Raw genomic sequence first — 19,703 nt, 5'->3', positions numbered from 1 at the left:
CTTCCCCTTGCGTCTCACTTCCCACCTGACAGGCCGCCTTGCGGCCTTTTTGTTTGCTTGTGCGGCGCTGTCGTCGCAAGCCACGGAGTCGCCGTCTCCTCCCATCTTCGTGCTGAACTCCCTCGATGCCACCGTGAGCGTGATCGACCCCGCCACCTGGACCGAGAAAGTACGCATCCCGACGGGCAAGGAGCCGCACCACCTCTATCTCACGCCCGACGAGACGTCGCTGATCGTCGCGAATTCGGCTGGTGACTCGCTGACCTTCCTGAATCCGCGCACGGCCGAAGTGCAGCGCGTGGTTTACGGGACGATCGATCCGTACCACCTGCGCTTCTCGCCCGACATGAAGTGGTTCGTCACCGCAGGCAACCGCCTGAACCATGTCGACATCTACCGTTGGGACGGCAAGGAGCCCAAGCTCGTCAAGCGCATCCCCACCGGCAAGACGCCGAGCCACATCTGGATCGACCCGCGCAGCACCACCGCCTACGTGACGATGCAGGACAGCGACGAGCTGATCGCGGTGGATCTTCCGTCGCAGACCGTCCGCTGGCGCATGCCCACCGGCCCGATGCCGGCCGACATCTTCGGCATCCATGACGGCAAGACCCTCCTGGTAGGCCTGACCGGCAGCGACGGCGTGCAGGTGTTCGACGTCGCGGGGCCGCAGCCCAAGCTGGTCGGCAAGCTCCCGACGGGCAAGGGCGCACATGCCTTCCGGTCGGCCGGCGACGGGCGCAGCGTTTTCGTCAGCAACCGGGTCGCCAACACGATCAGCCGCATCGACATCGCGACCCTCAAGGTCACCGACACCTACGCGGTGCCGGGCGGCCCGGACTGCATGGATGTTTCTGCCGACGGCAAGACGCTCTACGTGACCTCGCGCTGGGCCAAGAAGCTCACCGTGGTCGATCTCGTCGGCAACAAGGTCGTGCGGCAGGTGAACGTCGGCCGCTCGCCGCACGGTGTCTGGACCCTCGACCATGCGAAGTCGTAGGCGCGCACTCGGCGCGTTGCTGCTGTCGGCCGCTTTGGCCGGCAATGCGGTGGCGCAGGGCACGTGCAGCAAGCCCGTCTACCTGACCTTCGACACGGGCCACATGGGCATCGCGCCGCTCGTGGCCGAGGTACTCAAACGCCAGGATGTGCGCGTGACTTTCTTTGCCGCGGCGGAGCGCACCGAGACCGGTGGCGACAGCCTCGACACCCATTGGGCGCCATGGTGGAAGGCGAGGGCGGCCGAGGGCCACGAATTCGCTTCCCACACCTACGACCACGCCTACTGGCGCGGCGACCTCAAGGGCATCGAGCCGCGCTTCCGCATCAAGCCGACCGCTGGTGCCTTTGCGGGCCGCGAGTTCACCTGGGACGCGAAGCAGTACTGCGAGAACATCACGAAAGCCGCCGATCGGCTCGAGTTCGTCACCGGCAAGAAGCCGCTGCCGCTGTTCCGCGCGCCCGGCGGAAAGACCTCGCCGAAGTTGCTGCAGGCCGCAAAGAACTGTGGCTACGAGTACGTCGGCTGGGCGCCCGCTGGTTTCCTCGGCGACGAGTTGCCGAGCGAGAAGTACAGCAACGAGAAGCTGCTGCAGCAGGCGCTGGACACCATCCAGCCAGGCGACATCCTGCTCGCGCACCTCGGCATCTGGTCGCGCAAGGATCCCTGGGCGCCGGCCGACCTCGAACCGCTGATCGTCGGCCTCAAGGCCAAGGGCTTCTGCTTCCAGACGCTTCGGCAGCATCCGGCGTACCGCGAGTGGATCGCGGCGCATTCCTGAACCAACGCCACCTGAACCGGATCGCATCGCCATGGAGTGGCTCACCGATCAATTCTCGACATTGCAGCAATGGCTGTTCGAGGCCGTGGTGCAGCCGATCGTCTATGCGATCGGCCTCGGCGGCTGGGTCGAAGATGCCTTCGATGCCACCGGGTGGCTGCTGGTCGGGCTGATCCAGATCGCGGTGCTCGTTGCGGTGATCGGGCCGTTGCAGCGCTGGAAGCCGGTGGAGCCGGTGGTCGACCGGCCCGCGATCCGCACCGATGTCCTCTACACGCTGATCCATCGGCTGGGTCTGTTCCGGTTGGCGATGTTCTTCGCGGTGGCGCCGTTGTTCGACGGCGCGCTCGGCATAGTCCGCGCGGCCGGCTGGGGGACGATGCACCTGGACGAACTCTGGCCCGGCGTGACCGACGTGCCCTGGGTGGCCTTCGGGCTGTACCTCGTGGTGATCGATTTCGTCGAATACCTCATCCATCGCGGGCAGCACCGCTTCAACTGGTGGTGGGCGCTGCATTCGCTGCACCACTCGCAGCGTCAGATGACGATGTGGAGCGACAACCGCAACCACCTGCTCGACGACCTGATCCACGACGCGATCATCGTGATCGTCGCGCAGCTGATCGGCGTCGCGCCCGGGCAGTTCATCGCGATCGTGGCGTTCACCCAGCTCAGTCAAAGCCTGCAGCACGCCAATCTCCGCCTCGGCTTCGGCACGCTGGGCGAGCGGCTGTGGATCAGCCCACGCTTCCATCGCGTGCACCACAGCATCGGCATCGGGCACGAATCCGAGGGGCCGCGCACGCTCGGCGGCCACAATTTCGGCGTGCTGCTGCCATGGTGGGACATGCTGTTCCGCACCTCGAATTTCGACGAGCGCTACGACCCGACCGGCATCCGCGACCAGGTCGAGCCCGACGCGCAGGGCCGCGTGAGGGACTACGGCCGTGGCTTCTGGTCGCAGCAGTGGCTCGGTCTCAAGCGACTCGCGGGACGGGGTTGAAACGCAGGTTTTCGCTTCACGCGATGGCGTTATCCTCGGGCCCCCATGCGACTTCTTCTCGATTCGTTCTGGCGCGCGGTCGCCTACTGCATGCACCCGCGGGTGATCGTGCTGTCGTTCCTGCCGCTCGGACTGATGGTGGTCATCTCGGCGGTGCTCGGCTACTTCTACTGGGACGCCTCGGTCGCCTGGACACGGCAGGCGCTCGATGCATGGCCTCTGCTCTCTGGTGTGTGGGCGTGGATCGGCAGCATCTTCTCCAGCGACGTCAAGGCGATCCTCGCTCCGCTGCTCGTGGTGCTGGCAGTCACGCCGTTGATCGTGGTCGTGTCGCTGCTGTTCGTGGCCGGATTCATGGCGCCGGCCCTGACCCGACTGGTCGCCGAGCGCAGATTTCCTGAACTGGAGCAGAAGAAGGGTTCCTCCTTCATCGGCAGCGCCGCCCGAGCGCTCGGATTGACCGTTCTCGCAATGCTCGCGCTCGTGGTCTCGATGCCGCTGTGGCTCATTCCGCCGCTGGTGCTGATTCTTCCGCCGCTGATCTGGGGCTGGCTCACCTATCGGGTGATGAGTTTCGATGCGCTGGCCGAGCACGCCACCGCCGAGGAACGCAACGCGCTCCTGCGCACCCACCGGATGCAGCTGCTGGTTATCGGCGTGCTGTGCGGCTATCTGGGCGCGGCGCCGAGCATCGTCTGGGCATCGGGCCTGCTGTTCGCGGCGGCGTTCTTCGTGCTCGCGCCGATGGCCATCTGGATCTACACGCTGGTGTTCGCGTTCTCCGCGCTCTGGTTCGCCCACTACTGCCTCGACGCGCTCGCAAGACAGCGCCTGCAGCAGGCGGCCGCCGCGGTCGCGCCGCCGGGCCTCGACATGGCGGACGCGAAGGCCGCCGCAAGCCAATGGAGCGCACCATGAGCCGGTCATTCGGTCTGATCGTCGTCGGCGACGAAATCCTGTCGGGCAAGCGTCTCGACAAGCACATGCCCAAGGTCATCGAGCTGCTCGCTGCACGCGGGTTGCAGCTTGCCTGGGCCGAGTACGTCGGCGATGTCCCGGCGCGCATCACTGCCGCGCTCGCACGCGCTTTCGCGTCGGGCGACGTGGTGTTCTCCACGGGCGGCATCGGCGCCACGCCCGACGACCACACGCGCCAGTGCGCGGCCGCGGCGCTCGGCGTCCCGCTGGGACTGCATCCCGAGGCCGAGGCGCTGATCCGCGAGCGCATGCAGGACACGGCGCGCGAGCAGGGCGTGCCCTACGAACCGGACCGCCCCGACAATGTGCATCGTCTCAACATGGGCGTGTTCCCGCTGGGTGCGAAGATCATCCGCAATCCGTACAACAAGATCCCGGGCTTCAGCATCGGCGACGTCCATTTCGTGCCGGGCTTCCCGGTCATGGCCTGGCCGATGATCGAGTCGGTGCTCGACGAGCGCTATGCCGAGCTCTTCGCGCGCGGGCGTGCCGTCGAGAAATCGGTGATCGTCTTCGGCTCCATGGAGGCGACGCTGACTCCGCTCATGGAGACCATCGAGCGCGAACATCCGGGCATCAAGGTCTTCAGCCTGCCGAGCGTGGACCATGCCGAGCACGGCCGCCACATCGAGCTCGGCGTCAAGGGCGATGCCGACAAGGTCGATGCCGCCTACGCGCAGCTTCTACAGGGTCTGCACAGCTTTGATGCGCGCCTTGGCCCCGAGTTGGTGCGATGACCGTCTGCGCACCAATTTGGTTACAACTTGCATGTTCCTCGGTGTGCATGAGTGCACCAAAGGCTTCTGTGCGCCAGTGACAATGGCATAGAAACTGCATTCCCTTTCCCCCGTAATACCAACCACCATCCAAACCAGGAGAACCTGATGGCAAAGACCGTCGCCGATGTACTCAAACTCGTGAAGGAAAACGAGGTCAAGTTCGTCGACTTCCGCTTCACCGACACCCGTGGCAAGGAACAGCACGTGACCGTGCCGGTTTCGCACTTCGATGAAGACAAGTTCAATTCGGGCCATGCCTTCGATGGTTCGTCGATCGCCGGTTGGAAGGGCATCGAAGCCTCGGACATGCTGCTCATGCCCGATCCGAACACCGCGAACATCGATCCGTTCTTCGAAGAGACGACGATGATCCTGACCTGCGACGTGGTCGATCCCACCGACGGCAAGCCCTATGAGCGCGACCCGCGCTCGCTCGCCAAGCGCGCCGAGGCCTACATGAAGGCATCGGGCCTGGGCGACACCGCCTTCTTCGGACCCGAACCGGAATTCTTCGTCTTCGACAGCGTGCGCTGGAAGAACGACATGTCCGGCTGCTTCGTGAAGATCGATTCCGAAGAAGCCTCGTGGAACACCGACAAGGAATACGAGCACGGCAACACCGGCCACCGTCCGGCGGTCAAGGGCGGCTACTTCCCGGTTCCGCCGGTCGACAGCTTCCAGGACATGCGCTCGGAAATGTGCCTGGTGCTCGAATCGCTCGGCATCCCGGTCGAAGTGCATCACCACGAAGTGGCGAATGCCGGCCAGATGGAACTCGGCACCAAGTTCAGCACGCTCATCCAGCGCGCCGACTGGGTCCAGCTGCAGAAGTACGTCATCCACAACGTCGCCCACGCCTACGGCAAGACCGCGACCTTCATGCCCAAGCCGATCGTCGGCGACAACGGCTCCGGCATGCACGTGCACCAGTCGGTCTGGAAGGACGGCAAGAACCTGTTCGCTGGTGACGGCTATGCCGGCCTGAGCGAATTCGCGCTGTTCTACATCGGCGGCATCATCAAGCACGCCCGCGCGCTCAACGCCATCACGAACCCCGGCACCAACAGCTACAAGCGCCTGGTGCCCGGCTTCGAAGCCCCGGTCAAGCTGGCCTACTCGGCCAAGAACCGCTCGGCTTCGATCCGCATTCCGTTCGTGGCGAACCCGAAGGGCCGCCGCGTCGAGGCTCGCTTCCCCGATCCGATGATGAACCCGTACCTCGGCTTCGCCGCGATGCTGATGGCCGGTCTCGACGGCGTGGAAAACAAGATCCACCCGGGCGAAGCCGCGAGCAAGGACCTCTACCACCTGCCGCCGGAAGAAGACGCGCTGATCCCGACCGTCTGCCACAGCCTCGACCAGGCGCTCGAATACCTCGACAAGGATCGCGCGTTCCTGACCAAGGGTGGCGTGTTCACCGATGCCTACATCGATGCCTACATCGACCTCAAGATGCAGGAAGTCACCCGCTTCCGCATGGCCGCTCACCCGGTCGAGTTCGACATGTACTACTCGCTGTAATGTTGCTCGCCCCCAGGCCTGCTCGCTGCGCGTAGCCGCCAACCCCCTACCGGGGGCAACACCAGCGGACCGGCCGAGCCGGTTCCGCGGTGTTTCATGAACGAAAGCCCGTCTTTGACGGGCTTTTCCTTTTTGGGAGGAACGCTTCGGTCGTGGGGGCATCGAATTGCATCAAAATGTCCGACTGCGCACTCCACCGACGATCATGAAGACTCTTTCCGCTTTCCTGCTGGCCGCCGTTGCATTGGGCGGCCTCCATACGCAAGCCAGCGCGCAGGAACGCGTCTGGCGCTGCGGCAACGAATACACCAACAACGCCACGCTGGCGCAGCAGCGCGGCTGCAAGATCATGGAAGGCGGCAACGTCACCGTCGTGCAGGGCACCCGGCCGGTAGCGTCCGCCGCATCCTCGAGCGGCGCATCCGCCGCACGATCGCCGGCGGGCAGCCCGCGCGTCGAGAGCGCCGACCAGCGCGCGCGCGACGGCGAAGCGCGTTCGGTGCTCGAATCCGAGCTCAGGAAGGCGCAGGATCGCCAGGCGCAGCTTCTCAAGGACTACAACAACGGCGAGCCCGAAAAGCAGGGCAGCGAGTCCAAGAACTACCAGAAGTACCTGGATCGCGTGGCCGAAATGAAGGCCGAGATCGACCGCAACCAAAGCGACATCGACGGCATCCAGCGCGAAATCGGCCGGCTGCCTGCTGCGGCCAATCGTTGATGGCTTTTGGAAAGCCGGCGGGCCCCGGCAAACGCTTCCAGGCCTTCGATCTGCTCTCCACACTGATCGCGGTGGTTCGCACCGATGGGTCGGTCCTGTTTGCCAACGCGGGCCTCGAGGACGCACTCGGCACATCGCGCCGGACGCTCGAAGGCTCGCAATTCGGGGCCTGTTTCCATGAGCCCCAAGTGCTTCGCACCGCCATCGAAGGCGCAAGCAGCAACGACTTCGCGACGCTTCGCTACGAGGCGATGCTGCGCCGGGTCAATCACGAGCTGATGCCGGTGCAGGTCACGATCGCGCAGAGCGGCAAGGCCGGCGAACTCATCATCGAGATGTCGCCGCTCGAGCAGCAGGTGCGCCAGGACCGCGAGGAGCGCCTGCTCGACCAGGCGCAGGCCAACAAGGAACTCATCCGCAATCTCGCGCACGAGATCAAGAACCCGCTCGGCGGCATCCGCGGCGCCGCGCAATTGCTGCAGATGGAGGTCGAGTCGCGCGACCTCGTCGAATACACGCAGGTCATCATTCATGAGGCCGACCGCCTGCAGACGCTGGTCGACCGCCTGCTTGCGCCGCACCGTCGGCCGCACGTGGTGGGCGACGTCAACATTCACGAAGTGTGCGAGCGCGTTCGCTCGGTGATCCTCGCGGAGTTTCCGCGCGACCTGCATATCGAGCGCGACTTCGACGTGTCGATTCCCGAGTTTCGCGGCGACCGCGAGCAGCTCATCCAGGCGACGCTCAACATCGTTCACAACGCGGCGCAGGCACTCGCAGAACGACGTGCCGCGGGCGATGCGCAGATCACGCTCAAGACGCGTGTTGCGCGTCAGGTCATATTCAACAAGCAGTGGTATCGACTGGCACTGGAATTGCATGTCATCGACAATGGACCGGGCGTGCCGGACACGATCAAGGACCGCATCTTCTATCCGCTCGTATCGGGAAGAGAAGGCGGGACGGGACTGGGATTGACGCTTGCGCAAACCTTTGTGCAGCAGCATCACGGCGTGATCGAGTGCGACAGCGTCCCGGGCCGGACCGATTTCAAAATATTGATACCGCTGCCCTAGCAGCCACGCAACAAGGAGCTGCATGAAGCCGATCTGGATAGTGGATGACGATCAATCAATCCGCTTCGTGCTGGAAAAAGCGCTGCTGCGCGAAGACCTGCCGACCCGTAGCTTCACCAACACGCGCGAGGTTCTTGCCGCACTCGAAGCGGCAGCCGACGACGAACTGCAGGGCCCCCAGGTCCTGGTGAGCGACATCCGCATGCCGGGTGGTTCCGGCCTCGATCTGCTCGACAAGATCAAGGCCAAGCACCCGGGACTGCCGGTCATCATCATGACCGCGTTCTCCGACCTCGACAGCGCCGTCTCGGCGTTTCAGGGCGGTGCCTTTGAATACCTTCCGAAACCGTTCGACCTGCCGCGTGCGGTGGAACTGATCCGCCGCGCCGTCGACGAAAGCCAGCGCGAGGAAGTGGCCGAGGAACGCATGGCCGCCACGCCCGAGATGCTCGGCCAGGCGCCTGCGATGCAGGACGTGTTCCGCGCCATCGGCCGGCTGTCGCAAAGCAACGTCACGGTGCTGATCACCGGCGAGTCGGGCTCGGGCAAGGAACTCGTGGCGCGCGCACTGCACAAGCATTCGCCACGCGCCAATGGGCCTTTCGTCGCGATCAACACCGCTGCCATTCCGAAGGACTTGCTCGAGAGCGAGCTCTTCGGCCATGAGCGCGGTGCATTCACCGGCGCGCAGACCATGCGCCGCGGCCGCTTCGAGCAGGCCGAAGGCGGTACGCTGTTCCTCGATGAAATCGGCGACATGCCGTTCGACCTGCAGACGCGCCTGCTGCGCGTGCTGAGCGACGGGCATTTCTATCGCGTCGGTGGCCACAACTCGGTCAAGGCCAACGTCCGCGTGATCGCGGCGACCCACCAGGACCTGGAGCTGCGCGTCAAGCAAGGTGGCTTCCGCGAGGATCTTTTCCACCGGCTCAACGTGATCCGCCTGCGCCTGCCCGCGTTGCGCGAACGCAGCGAGGACGTACCCGCGCTCACGCGCCACTTCCTGCAGCAGAGTGCGAAGCAACTCGGTGTCGAGCCAAAGCGCATCTCCGACGCGGCACTGGCACAGCTGGCGGCGTTCAACTTCCCGGGCAACGTGCGCCAACTCGAGAACATCTGCCACTGGCTCACCGTCATGGCGCCGGCTCAGTTGATCGAGGCCAAGGACCTGCCGCCCGAGGTCATGGCGAACTCGTCCGTCGAACTGGCTCTGGCATCGCCCGCGACGTCGACCCCCTCGGTTGCCGAGCACGATTCGGCGACGGCGACGCCGGCTGCGGCTGTCACACCCAGTGCGGCGCCCTCCGTCCCGTCCGCCGCGCCGGCGATCATGGCCAGCGCTTCGGTTTCCACCGCCTCGTGGGAAAGCGGCCTCGAGCTCGAAGCCCAAAGCATGCTGGCCGCCGGCCGGACCGACGTGTGGGACGCGCTCTCGCGACGCTTCGAGTCGCGGCTGATCCTCACGGCGCTTGCGAACACGCGCGGGCGCCGCATCGAGGCCGCGCAGAAGCTCGGCATCGGCCGCAATACGATCACGCGCAAGATCCAGGAACTGGGTCTGGAGTAGCCGGTTTCAGCGGCTGCGCTGGCCCTGCGTCAGCGTATCGAGTTGGAACTGGCCGCTCCTGTCCCACAACCAGGTGTCGACGTAGGTGTGGCCGCCGACCTTGCCGGGGTTGGGCAGGGGCGAAGCGTCCTTGATCAGCTCGGCGATCATCGGCGCCACCTCTGGCGCATGGCTCGGCGTGCGGCTGAAGAAAACGCCAGTCACCTTGCCTGTCGCGTCGATGTCGGTCTCGGTCACGACGACCGCATACACGAGCGGCGGAATCTTGCCCTTGAAGATGCGCTTCGGGTAGGTCTTGTAAATGTGTTGCGCGCCGAGCTTCCGGTAGGCGCGCACCGCGGGCGTCTGGGCGGTAATGGTCCGGCCCGTCGTCTCCTGAACCGGGGTTCCGGGTTCAGCCGCGGCTTCCTTGGCGGCCTCGCTCTTGCGTCCCTCCTGGAGCGCCGAACAGCCGGCAAGACCGATCGCAGCCGCAAGAAGCGCAAGGGTGAGAGCGTGTGTCATGTTGCGAGCTCGAGGATCACCGGCGCGTGGTCACTGGGCTTGTCCCACTTGCGCGGCACGCGGTCAATCACGCAGCCCTTGACGCGCGGCACCAGCGGTTCGCTCACCAGGATGTGATCGATGCGCAGGCCCCGGTTCTTCTGGTAGCCGAGCATGCGGTAGTCCCACCATGAGTAACTCTTTTCGGGTTGCTCGAAGAGGCGGAAGCTGTCGGTGAGCCCGAGTTCGAGCAGATCCTTGAAGTGATTCCGCTCCTCGGTGGTGTGGTGGATCGTCTCCGCAAGGCCCACCGGGTCGAAGCTGTCGCGGTCTTCCGGCGCGATGTTGAAGTCGCCGAGCAGGACGAGGTTCGGGTGCGCCACGAGTTCCTGTCGCAGCCAGTCGCGCAGCGCTTCGAGCCACTTCATCTTGTAGGCGAACTTGTCGGTGCCCGGCGCCTGGCCGTTCACGAAATAGCCGTTGACGACGCGCAATTCGCCCAAGGGCGTGTCGAGGGTCGTACTGATCACGCGCGAATGTTCATCGGTGAAGCCGACGATGTTCTTCACCACGTTGCGCGTCGGTGCAAGGCTCAGGATCGCGACGCCGTTGTAGGTCTTCTGCCCGAACACGGCGGCTTCGTATCCGGCGGACTTCAGCACTTCCAGCGGGAACTTGTCGTCGCTCATCTTGAGCTCTTGCAGGCAGAGCACGTCGACCGGGTTGGCGGTCAGCCAGTCGAGCACATGCTGCAGGCGGGCAGTGAGGGAGTTGACGTTCCAGGTGGCGATTTTCATGGGGCTTGTCTCGGGACCATCGGCCGCGTCTTCCGGCCAAAATTTTCGCGTACTCAGCGGCGTTCGAGCGTAACGAAGCTGTAGGGAATACCGCTTGCGGCGATGTGGGACTCGCGCGCGACTTCGTGCCAGCCGCCGCCGAAGCGCGGGGCGAACGCGTCGCCTTCGTAGTCGCGCGCGATCTCCGTGATGATGGCGCGCTGTGCGATCGGCTCGGCCTCGGCGTAGATCTGCGCGCCGCCGATCACCCAGGCTTCGGGCGATGCATCGCGCTCGCAGATCGACAGTGCCTCCTGCAGGCTGGCCACACGCTCCGCGCCCTCGGCGAGCCAATCCGGCTGTCGGGTGATGACGATGTTGCGCCGGCCCGGCAGCGGACGAAACCGCGGGGGCAGCGAATCCCAGGTCTTGCGCCCCATGATCACGGGCGCCCCGCCGGTCTGCTTCTTGAAGTGCGCCAGATCCTCCGGCAGATGCCAGGGCATCACGCCGTTGAGGCCGATCACGCCGTTGGCGGCGCGCGCGAGTATGAGGTTGATGCGCGTCGACATGGTTCAGACGGCGACCGGTGCCTTGATGGCGTCGTGGTGCTGGTAGTCGACCACTTCGAAGTCCTCGTACTCGTAATCGAAGATCGAAGCCGGCTTGCGCTTGATCTTCAGCGTCGGGTAGGGATAGGGCTTGCGACTGAGTTGCAGCGCCACCTGCTCGGCGTGGTTGCTGTAGATGTGGCAGTCACCGCCGGTCCAGATGAAATCGCCGACGTCGAGATCGCACTGCTGCGCGATCATGTGCGTGAGCAGCGCATAGCTTGCGATGTTGAACGGCACGCCGAGGAAGATGTCCGCGCTGCGCTGGTAGAGCTGGCAACTGAGCTTGCCGCGCTCGCCCGGTGCCTGAGGCGGTGCCACGTAGAACTGGAAGAACGCGTGGCAGGGCATCAGCGCCATCTGGGGCAGCTCCGCCACGTTCCATGCGCTCACGATGATGCGGCGCGAATCGGGGTTGCTGCGCAGCGTGTCGATCACCTGCTGGATCTGGTCGATATGGCCACCGTCCGGCGTTGGCCAGCTGCGCCACTGCACGCCGTACACCGGACCGAGGTCACCGTCTTCGCGTGCCCATTCGTCCCAGATCGTGACACCGCGCTCGCGCAGCCAGTTGTTGTTGCTCGAACCGGTCAGGAACCACAACAGCTCCTGGATGATGGAGCGCAGGTGCACCTTCTTCGTGGTCACCAGCGGGAAGCCTTCGTCGAGATCGAAGCGCATCTGGTAGCCGAACACGCTCTTGGTGCCGGTGCCGGTGCGGTCGCCTTTCTGAACGCCCGTCGTGTCGACATGGCGCATGAAGTCTTCGTATTGCGAGCGGATGGGGCGTGGGGTCATGTCAGTAGGAGCCGAAGAGGGTGTCGAGTGCATCGACGATGCGTTCGCTTTGTGCTTGCAGATTGGCGATCGGTGTTCGCAGTTCGGCAGTGGGAATGGCGGCGAGCGCGGCGGTATCGAGGATCACCTCCGTGCCGTCGACGTCGAACGAGGGATTGAGGTCGCGCATCGGGGGGCCGAAGAGGCGGGCAAGCCGCAGCGGAATCACCACGCGCGTGTCCAATCCGCTGATGTAGTTGTTCTGCAGGTCGATGAGGTACGGCGTGCTCTTGCGCAGCGCCGCGTCCGGATGCCGATAGACGTCGAAGCGTGCCATGCGCGCTCTAGAACGTCCGGTACTTTGCCAGCGGCAGGCCTTCCTTCGCGATACGCGCGTTGTAGGCGGCGATCCCTTCCTGGTTGTCCTCGTTCCATTTCTCCCAATAGCGGCGCTTGACCTCCTGGGCCAGGAGTTGGTCGACCGTCTGCGAGACGTTCATGCCCAAGTCCCGGGCCATCTCGAGCACCTTGCTATTGAGGGTGAGGTTCGTTGCCTTCTTGGGCGCGTTGTCGAAGCGGAGCATGGTGGGAGTGCGATGGATCGGCAATGCGCATAGTTTACGCGCATGTCCTATGTGTTGCGAATCACCCGACCCGGATTCAGGATGTTCTGCGGATCGAGTCCGCGCTTGATGGCACGCATCATCGCCAGCGCGACCGGCGACTTGTGCTTCTCGAGCTTCTCGACCTTCAGCGAGCCGACCCCGTGCTCGGCCGAGAACGAGCCTTCGAATTTCTCGACCTCGTCGTAGACCAGCGTGTTGATGCGGTCTTCGTATTCGCGCAGAAAGGCGCCGTTGTCGCCGCCGGCCGGCGCCTGCACGTTGTAGTGCAGGTTGCCGTCGCCCAGGTGCCCGAAGTTGACCAGCCGCACGCCGGGGATCTCGCGCTGCAGCAGCCCATCGGTCTCGGCCACGAAGGAGGGGATGCGTGACACCGCGATCGAGATGTCGTGCTTGATGTTGAGGCCTTCCTCGGCCTGCGCGAGCGGAATGCTCTCGCGCACATGCCACAGCTGGTGCGCCTGAGTGAGGTTCTCGGCGACGACCGCATCGGTCACGCAGCCGGCCTCGAAGGCAGTTTCGAGCAATGCCTCAAAGCGGGCGCGGGCGTGGTCCTCCGATTCGTTGTCGGAGTTCTCGAGCAGCACGCAGTAAGGCACCGCTTCGTCGTCGATGAAGGGCACGCGCAGCGCGGGGAAGTGCTTGGCCACGAGGCTGAGCGCGAATTGGCCCATGACCTCGAAGCCGGTGAGCCCCGCGCCCAGGCGCTTGTGCGCGAGACCGAGCAGCGTCACCGCGTGGTCCAGCGACGGCACCGCCGCCCAGGCCGTGAGCTGTGCAGCCGGCAGCGGATAGAGCTTCAGCGTTGCGGCGGTGATGATGCCGAGCGTGCCTTCGCTGCCGACGAACAGGTCGCGCAGGTCGTAGCCGGTGTTGTCCTTGCGCAGGCCGCTGGTGCCTTCCCAGATCTCGCCCTGCGGCGTGACCACTTCGAGGCCGAGGCACAGGTCGCGCGCGTTGCCGTAGCGCACCACCTGCGTGCCGCCGGCATTGGTCGCGAGGTTGCCGCCGATGGTGCAGCTGCCTTCGGCCGCGAGGCTCAGGGGGAAGAGGAAGCCCGCGTTGCGCGCCGCTTCCTGCAGCGCCTGCAGCACGCAGCCCGCCTCGACCGTCACGGTCAGGTTGGCCGCATCGATGCCGCGGATCGCGTTCATGCGCTGCAGGCTCAGTAGAACCTGCGTGCCGCTGTCGTCGGGAATCGAGCCGACCGCGAGGCCGGTATTGCCGCCCTGCGGAACGATGGTGGTGCCTGCTTCCGCGCAGGCCTTGACCACGTCGGCCACCTGCTGCGTGTTGCCGGGCCGGACAACTGCGAGCGCCTTGCCGCGCGACCGCTTGCGCCAGTCCTGCTCCCAGGCGGTGAGGTCGCCGTCGGTGAGGACGTTCGCTGCGCCCACGATGCCGCGCAGTCTTTCGATCAGGACGCTCATTGCGTCGCTCCTTCCAGTCTTCGTGCCCGGTCGGCGTTGCGCAGCCGCAGTCGCACATGCCAGGCGCAGGCAATGAAAAGCGCCAGGCACAGGACCACCTGGATCAGCGCCAATACCTGGCTCACGCCGTTGGTGTCGCTCCAGGCGCGCACCACGCCCTCGGTGAAATAGAGCCAGACCAGCAGGCTGACCCAGCGGTAGGTGTACATGCGGTTCTTCAGCAGCCCCGCGAGCGGCACCACCAGCGGCAGCACCTTGAGCGCGAGCCACGAGCCGCCCGGCCTGAGCGGCGCCAGCCAGAGCTCCCAGGCGAGCCCGAGCACGATCAGTCCGGCGAGGCTGCCGACGGCCAGCCAGCGGCTGGCGGAAACGGAGGCAGGGGGCAATGGGTTGGTCACGAGAAAAATGGGTGAGCTTCGGCGAAGCAACCCGCAGTGCGCTGAGCCTTGGGGATGAGCCGATCCGGCATGATACCGGTCATGAATCGCCGTCAGCTCTGGAGGGACCTTTCGCATTTCCCATGGGGGAATACGGCGGTGGTGCTCCGCGAGCGGTTCCGTGAGGATCGCCTCGGCCTCACCGCCAGCAGCCTGACTTTCACCACCACCATCGCGATGGTGCCGTTCTTCACGGTGGCGCTGGCGCTGTTCACCGTGTTCCCGATCTTCTCGAAGATGCAGGGGCGGCTGCAGCGCTGGCTGATCGAAAGCCTGATCCCCGACAACATCGCGCGCCAGGTGCTCGGCTACCTCAACCAGTTCGCGAACAAGGCCAGCGGGCTGGGCGTGGCCGGCCTGGTCGTGCTGCTGGTCACGGCGGTGGCGCTGATCCTGACCATGGACAAGACGCTGAACAACATCTGGCGCGTGCGCTCGCCCAGGCCGTTCCCGCAGCGGGTGCTGGTCTACTGGGCCGCGATCACGCTCGGCCCGCTGGTGCTGGCCCTGAGCCTGAGCACCACCGCCTCCTTCCTCGCGGCCTCGCGCGAAGTGTTCGGCGGCGCCATCGTCAAGCTGCTGCTCGACAGCTTCGAGTTCGTGCTGCTGGCCGGCGGCATGGCGTGCCTCTATCACTATGTGCCCAACACGCACGTCAAGTGGTCGCATGCCTGGACCGGCGGGTTCTTCGTCGCAGCGGCGATCGAGATTTCCAAGCGGGTGCTCGGCTACTACCTGAGCCTGGTGCCGACCTATTCGGTGATGTACGGCGCGTTCGCGACGGTGCCGATCCTGCTGATCTGGACCTACGTGGCGTGGCTGATCGTGCTGTTCGGCGCGGTGATCGCGGCCTATCTGCCCAGCCTGCTGACCGGCGTGGCGCGACGGGGTGGTGCGGCGGGCTGGCCGCTGCAACTGGCGGTCGAGGTGCTGCAACATCTTTCGGCGGCGAAGACGACGGCGGCCAAGGGGCTCGGCGCTGCCGCGCTGGTGGCGCACATGCGGGTGGATGCCCTGCAGCTCGCGCCGGTGCTTGAAACCCTGGTCGCGATCGACTGGATTGCGCCGATCGCCGAGGAGCCCGACAACGAGGACCCGCGCTACGTGCTGCTCGCGGACCCGGCCACCACCCCGCTCGAACCGCTGCTGAAGGAACTGCTCATGCCGCAGGCGCCGCCGCTGGAGAACCTCTGGCGCAAAGGCCCTTTGGATACGCTGCTGCTGCAGGACCTGCTGGTCTATCGATAATGGCGACGGATTTCCATCCCATCCTCTTCATCGACCGGGCCTGGCCTTGACCGACTTCTCCACCTCTGCAGCTCCTGTTCCGGCCGACGATCCGCTGTGGGTCGTCTGCCTGTGCGCCGAATGGTGCGGCGCGTGCCGCGAGTACCGGCCGCTCTTCGAGCAGGTGGCGCGGTCGCATCCTCAGTTCCGGTTTGCCTGGGTGGACATCGAGGACCACGCCGATCTCGCCGACGATTTCGACGTCGAGACCTTCCCGACGATGCTGATCGCCAACGGCGACGGCACGCGTTTCCTCGGACCGCTGCTGCCGCACGCCGAGACGCTTTCGCGGATGCTGACGGCGTTGCAGCCTGCGCAGGCTTCGACGCCTGAAGTGCGGACGCTGCTCGTGGCGCTTCAGCGAGAGCCCGAGACCTTCACGGTCGCCTGAGGTGGGGCGCTGATGAGGATCATTCTCTTCGGCGCAACCGGGATGGTGGGACAGGGCGTTCTGCGCGAATGCCTCGTCGACGGCGACGTGACCCGGGTGCTCTGCGTGGGACGCAGGCCGAGCGGTGAGCAGCATCCCAAGCTGCATGAGCTGGTGGTTCCCGATCTCTACGACTATTCGGCGGTCCTGGGCCAGCTCAGGGACTACGACGCCTGCTTCTTCTGCCTCGGCGTGTCGTCCGTCGGCATGAAGGAGGACGACTATCGCCGCGTCACCTACGACCTCACGCTGGCAGCCGGACGCACCCTGGCACGGCTCAATCCGCAGATGACCTTCATCTACGTCTCGGGCGCCGGCAGCGACAGCACCGAGCGCGGCTCGGTGATGTGGGCGCGCGTCAAGGGTGCGACCGAAAACGCGCTGATGCGGCTTCCCTTCAAGGCGGCGTACATGTTCCGGCCCGGCTTCATCGAGCCGATGCATGGTGTGCGGTCGAAGACGGCCCTTTATCAGGCGGCCTATGTGATCGCCAGGCCGATCTTCGGTCTGCTCCAGCGTTGGGCGCCCGATCGGGTCACGACCAGCGTGAAGGTCGGCCGCGCGATGCTCATGGCCGCCAAGCGCGGCGCACCGACGCCGCTGGTCGAGGTGCCTGACATCAACAGGCTGGGCGGCTGATTCAGCTCTTCAGGAACGCGCCGAGCGCGAAGAGCACCTCGTCCGGTGCCTCGGTCATCAGCGCATGTCCGGCGTTGACCGTGACGACCTTCGCGTTGGCCGCCTTCGAAGCCAGCGTGCGCGCCGCGCGCGGCGGCGTCATCTGGTCGGCCGCACCCAGGAGGAACAGCGTCGGGCACTGCACCTTCGCCATCGCGGCTTCGCCGCTCGCGTAGTCGTTGCACGCCTTGAAGCCGATGTGGAAGACGTTGGCATGCGGGTTGCTCGCGAGCACGCGGCGCATGAGCGCGCGCGAGCCGCCATAGAGCCAGGTGCCCGGCCCGAGCGAAGAGGGTGGTGGCGCCAGCAGCGAATGCGAGAAGGTGTTGACCATCGCGATGGCGCGCTGCGGATCATTGAGCGCGCCGTCGAGCAGCGCTGGCGACACCGTCATCGGATAGGCGGTGCCGACCAGCGCGAGATGCGTTACGCGCTCCGGCGATCGGGCGGCGGTCTCCAGCGCGATCAGCGAGCCGAAGCTGTGGCCGACCAGCGCCGCCTTTGCCACGCCGGCTGCGTCGAGCAGCGCGACGATGAACGCCGCCGCTTCTTCGACGGTCGCGGGCGGCGGGCCTTCGCTCTTGCAGTGGCCGGGCAGATCCACCGCGAGCACGTTCCAGCCGTGGTTGGCGAACCATCGGCTCTGCAGGATCCACACGCTGTGGTCGTTCAGCACGCCATGGATGAAGACGACGGTGGGCTTGGCCGCATCGAGCTGCTTGCCACCGGTGTAGCAGTAGGTGCTGTGGCCGTTGACGACGAGTTGCATCAGGCACCTGCCTTTTCCGCAGCCTTCAGCGCGCGCTTGAGATCGTCGATGAGGTCGGCCGGATCTTCGAGCCCGATCGACAGCCGGATCGTGCCCTGCGAAATACCGGCGCCTGCCAACGCTTCATCGCTCATGCGGAAGTGTGTCGTGCTTGCCGGATGAATCACCAGGCTGCGGCAGTCGCCGACGTTCGCCAGGTGGCTGAACAGCCGCAGCGCCTCGATGAACTTCTTGCCCTGCTCGCGGTTGCCCTTGAGGTCGAAGCTGAAGACCGAGCCCGCGCCCTTCGCACCGTGCTTCAGCAGCCTGTTCGCAAGCGCATGGCTCGGGTGCGATTCGAGCAGCGGATGCCCGACGTGCGCCACGAATGGATGGCTGGCGAGGAACTCGACCACCTTCTGCGTGTTGTCGATGTGCCGCTCCATGCGCAGCGGCAGCGTCTCGATGCCTTGCAGGATCAGCCACGCGGTGTGCGGACTCATCGATGCGCCGAAATCCCGCAGCCCCTCGCGCCGTGCGCGCAGCAGGAAGGCGCCGACGGTGCTTTCCTCGCTGAAGACCATGTTGTGGAAGCCGTCGTAGGCCTCGGTCAGCTCCGCGAACTTGCCCGAAAGCTCCCAGTCGAAGTTGCCCGAATCGACCACGATGCCGCCGATGACGGTGCCGTGGCCGGAGAGGAACTTGGTGGCCGAGTGATAGACCAGATCGGCGCCCCAGTCGAAGGGCTTGACGAGGTAGGGCGAGGTCAGCGTCGAATCCACCAGCAGCGGCACCCGGGCCGCATGCGCAATTTCGCTCACCGCCGGGATGTCGAGCACGTCGAGGCCCGGGTTGCCCACCGTTTCGCCGAACAGCAGCTTGGTATTGGGCCGGATCGCGGCGCGCCAGCCGTCGAGGTCACCCGGCTTGACGAAGGTGGTCTCGATGCCGAATCGCCGCATCGTGTAGTGCAGCAGGTTCTGCGAACCGCCGTAGAGCGCGGTGCTCGCGACGATGTGCGAGCCCGCGCCCATCAGCGTCGCGATCGACAGGTGCAGCGCGGCCTGCCCGCTCGCGGTGGCGATCGCGCCGATGCCGCCTTCGAGCGCCGACACGCGCTGCTCCAGCACCGCGTTGGTCGGGTTGCTGATGCGCGAATACACATGCCCCGCGCGCTCGAGGTTGAAGAGCGCCGCCGCGTGGTCGCTCGACTCGAAAACGAAGGACGTGGTCAGGTGGATCGGCACCGCGCGCGCGCCGGTGGCGGGGTCGGGCGCCGCGCCGGCGTGCAGGGCCAGCGTGTCGAAGCCGGGGTCGGAATAACCGGGCATGAGGACCTTTCGGGAGAGGTTTTCTGCAAAGGCCCGTTACGTGCGCAATCCCTGCGATGCCGGCGTGGCCTGTGGATGGGTGGCCATTGTGGGCTATATTCAAATTGGCACGCCGCCAACCAAGAGAGGAGCAACACGATGAAGGTCAGCGACATCCTGCGAGTCAAGGGAAACACGCTGTTTACGATCACCCCCGATCAACCCCTGGCCGAAGCGGTCGGAACCATGGCCGACAACGACATCGGCTCGCTCGTCGTGATGGAGCACGGTGACCTGGTCGGCATGCTGACCTTCCGCGAAGTGATCCTTGCCATCGTCGCCAATGGTGGTCAGGTCGGTGGCACCCTGGTGCGCAAGGCCATGGACGACCATCCGGTGACCTGCACGCTCGAGACCGATCTCGACGAGATCCGCCGCATCATGCTGGAGCGCCATGCGCGCTACATGCCCGTGATGGACAAGCGCATGCTGATGGGCGTGATCAGCTTCTACGACGTCGCGAAGGCGGTGGTCGACAGCCAGAACTTCGAGAACAAGATGCTCAAGGCCTACATTCGCGACTGGCCAGAAGAGCAGTAACCCCCCAGGCTTGCTCACTTCGTGTAGCCGCCACCCCCCTGCCGGGGGCAATACCGGTGGCCCGGCGCAGCCGGTTCCACGGTGTTCCAC

At 65.5% G+C, this 19,703-nt stretch carries 23 protein-coding genes; 13 read left to right on the top strand and 10 right to left on the bottom strand.

Going from position 1 to position 19,703, the window contains the following annotated elements; genetic code table 11:
• Positions 1 to 49 precede the first annotated feature (49 nt).
• From BLW05_RS13810 to ntrC, 9 genes are all read left to right on the top strand, one after another.
• Complete coding sequence (locus tag BLW05_RS13810; protein ID WP_371126943.1) at positions 50 to 1,000, top strand: YVTN family beta-propeller repeat protein; 951 nt, start codon at positions 50 to 52, stop codon at positions 998 to 1,000.
• Entirely contained in the window at positions 987 to 1,781 is a 795-nt protein-coding gene (locus BLW05_RS13805; RefSeq protein ID WP_177142657.1) for a polysaccharide deacetylase family protein, read from the top strand. Before BLW05_RS13810 ends, BLW05_RS13805 begins: the two co-directional genes overlap by 14 nt.
• Positions 1,782 to 1,812: 31 nt before the next feature.
• Positions 1,813 to 2,784 (top strand): sterol desaturase family protein, encoded by a 972-nt coding sequence (locus tag BLW05_RS13800; protein WP_093163352.1) that lies wholly within the window; start codon positions 1,813 to 1,815, stop codon positions 2,782 to 2,784.
• A gap of 45 nt (positions 2,785 to 2,829) precedes the next feature.
• Positions 2,830 to 3,702, top strand: a complete 873-nt coding sequence (locus tag BLW05_RS13795) for an EI24 domain-containing protein (RefSeq protein WP_093163350.1) — start codon at positions 2,830 to 2,832, stop codon at positions 3,700 to 3,702.
• Complete coding sequence (locus tag BLW05_RS13790; RefSeq protein WP_093163348.1) at positions 3,699 to 4,499, top strand: competence/damage-inducible protein A; 801 nt, start codon at positions 3,699 to 3,701, stop codon at positions 4,497 to 4,499. The genes BLW05_RS13795 and BLW05_RS13790 overlap by 4 nt, the downstream gene beginning before the upstream one ends.
• Positions 4,500 to 4,646: 147 nt before the next feature.
• Positions 4,647 to 6,062 carry a type I glutamate--ammonia ligase gene (gene glnA, locus BLW05_RS13785; protein ID WP_093163347.1) on the top strand — a complete coding sequence of 472 codons (1,416 nt, stop codon included), beginning with the start codon at positions 4,647 to 4,649 and terminating at the stop codon, positions 6,060 to 6,062.
• Positions 6,063 to 6,267: 205 nt separating this feature from the next.
• Entirely contained in the window at positions 6,268 to 6,780 is a 513-nt protein-coding gene (locus BLW05_RS13780; RefSeq protein WP_093163345.1) for a hypothetical protein, read from the top strand.
• On the top strand, positions 6,780 to 7,856 hold the full coding sequence (gene glnL / locus BLW05_RS13775; RefSeq protein ID WP_093163344.1) for a nitrogen regulation protein NR(II): 1,077 nt from the start codon (positions 6,780 to 6,782) through the stop codon (positions 7,854 to 7,856). The genes BLW05_RS13780 and glnL overlap by 1 nt, the downstream gene beginning before the upstream one ends.
• Before the next feature lie 22 nt (positions 7,857 to 7,878).
• Positions 7,879 to 9,423, top strand: a complete 1,545-nt coding sequence (ntrC, locus tag BLW05_RS13770) for a nitrogen regulation protein NR(I) (RefSeq protein WP_093163342.1) — start codon at positions 7,879 to 7,881, stop codon at positions 9,421 to 9,423.
• Positions 9,424 to 9,429: 6 nt separating this feature from the next.
• On the opposite strand, the gene BLW05_RS13765 is transcribed toward ntrC, so the two are convergent.
• From BLW05_RS13765 to BLW05_RS13730, 8 genes are read right to left on the bottom strand one after another with little or no spacing between them, the layout of a single operon-like run.
• Positions 9,430 to 9,927: a hypothetical protein gene (locus BLW05_RS13765; protein ID WP_093163341.1), complete on the bottom strand. Its 498-nt coding sequence runs from the start codon at positions 9,925 to 9,927 to the stop codon at positions 9,430 to 9,432.
• Positions 9,924 to 10,703 (bottom strand): exodeoxyribonuclease III, encoded by a 780-nt coding sequence (xth, locus tag BLW05_RS13760; RefSeq protein WP_093163339.1) that lies wholly within the window; start codon positions 10,701 to 10,703, stop codon positions 9,924 to 9,926. Before xth ends, BLW05_RS13765 begins: the two co-directional genes overlap by 4 nt.
• Before the next feature lie 53 nt (positions 10,704 to 10,756).
• Positions 10,757 to 11,254 carry a dihydrofolate reductase gene (locus BLW05_RS13755; RefSeq protein ID WP_093163337.1) on the bottom strand — a complete coding sequence of 166 codons (498 nt, stop codon included), beginning with the start codon at positions 11,252 to 11,254 and terminating at the stop codon, positions 10,757 to 10,759.
• Between the two features lie 3 nt (positions 11,255 to 11,257).
• A complete protein-coding gene (locus BLW05_RS13750) occupies positions 11,258 to 12,091 on the bottom strand; it encodes a thymidylate synthase (RefSeq protein WP_177142656.1) in 834 nt (277 codons plus the stop codon).
• A 1-nt stretch (position 12,092) separates the two neighbouring features.
• Entirely contained in the window at positions 12,093 to 12,407 is a 315-nt protein-coding gene (locus BLW05_RS13745; protein WP_093163334.1) for a CcdB family protein, read from the bottom strand.
• Positions 12,408 to 12,414: 7 nt separating this feature from the next.
• Complete coding sequence (locus tag BLW05_RS13740) at positions 12,415 to 12,654, bottom strand: type II toxin-antitoxin system CcdA family antitoxin (protein WP_093163333.1); 240 nt, start codon at positions 12,652 to 12,654, stop codon at positions 12,415 to 12,417.
• 47 nt (positions 12,655 to 12,701) lie between these two features.
• Positions 12,702 to 14,123: an FAD-binding oxidoreductase gene (locus tag BLW05_RS13735; protein WP_093163332.1), complete on the bottom strand. Its 1,422-nt coding sequence runs from the start codon at positions 14,121 to 14,123 to the stop codon at positions 12,702 to 12,704.
• Positions 14,120 to 14,521 (bottom strand): DUF2069 domain-containing protein, encoded by a 402-nt coding sequence (locus BLW05_RS13730; RefSeq protein ID WP_256330286.1) that lies wholly within the window; start codon positions 14,519 to 14,521, stop codon positions 14,120 to 14,122. The genes BLW05_RS13735 and BLW05_RS13730 overlap by 4 nt, the downstream gene beginning before the upstream one ends.
• A gap of 69 nt (positions 14,522 to 14,590) precedes the next feature.
• Between BLW05_RS13730 and BLW05_RS13725 the strand changes: the two genes are divergently transcribed.
• Genes BLW05_RS13725 through BLW05_RS13715 form a run of 3 tightly spaced genes read left to right on the top strand, consistent with a single transcriptional unit; the run spans position 14,591 to position 16,916 of the window.
• Positions 14,591 to 15,808 (top strand): YihY family inner membrane protein, encoded by a 1,218-nt coding sequence (locus BLW05_RS13725; RefSeq protein ID WP_093163330.1) that lies wholly within the window; start codon positions 14,591 to 14,593, stop codon positions 15,806 to 15,808.
• A gap of 46 nt (positions 15,809 to 15,854) precedes the next feature.
• A complete protein-coding gene (locus tag BLW05_RS13720) occupies positions 15,855 to 16,238 on the top strand; it encodes a thioredoxin family protein (RefSeq protein WP_093163328.1) in 384 nt (127 codons plus the stop codon).
• Between the two features lie 12 nt (positions 16,239 to 16,250).
• Positions 16,251 to 16,916 carry an NAD-dependent epimerase/dehydratase family protein gene (locus BLW05_RS13715; RefSeq protein ID WP_093163327.1) on the top strand — a complete coding sequence of 222 codons (666 nt, stop codon included), beginning with the start codon at positions 16,251 to 16,253 and terminating at the stop codon, positions 16,914 to 16,916.
• 1 nt (position 16,917) lies between these two features.
• On the opposite strand, the gene BLW05_RS13710 is transcribed toward BLW05_RS13715, so the two are convergent.
• Positions 16,918 to 17,724, bottom strand: a complete 807-nt coding sequence (locus BLW05_RS13710) for an alpha/beta fold hydrolase (protein ID WP_093163325.1) — start codon at positions 17,722 to 17,724, stop codon at positions 16,918 to 16,920.
• Positions 17,724 to 19,034 (bottom strand): O-acetylhomoserine aminocarboxypropyltransferase, encoded by a 1,311-nt coding sequence (locus BLW05_RS13705; protein WP_093163324.1) that lies wholly within the window; start codon positions 19,032 to 19,034, stop codon positions 17,724 to 17,726. The genes BLW05_RS13710 and BLW05_RS13705 overlap by 1 nt, the downstream gene beginning before the upstream one ends.
• Before the next feature lie 138 nt (positions 19,035 to 19,172).
• Here BLW05_RS13705 and BLW05_RS13700 point away from each other — a divergent pair, with 138 nt between their 5' ends.
• On the top strand, positions 19,173 to 19,613 hold the full coding sequence (locus tag BLW05_RS13700; RefSeq protein WP_093163322.1) for a CBS domain-containing protein: 441 nt from the start codon (positions 19,173 to 19,175) through the stop codon (positions 19,611 to 19,613).
• The last annotated feature ends 90 nt before the right edge of the window (positions 19,614 to 19,703 follow it).

The organism is Variovorax sp. YR216, assembly GCF_900107745.1.
In the GTDB taxonomy this organism is placed as follows: domain Bacteria; phylum Pseudomonadota; class Gammaproteobacteria; order Burkholderiales; family Burkholderiaceae_C; genus Variovorax.
This window is presented reverse-complemented; position numbering and strand designations above follow the sequence as displayed.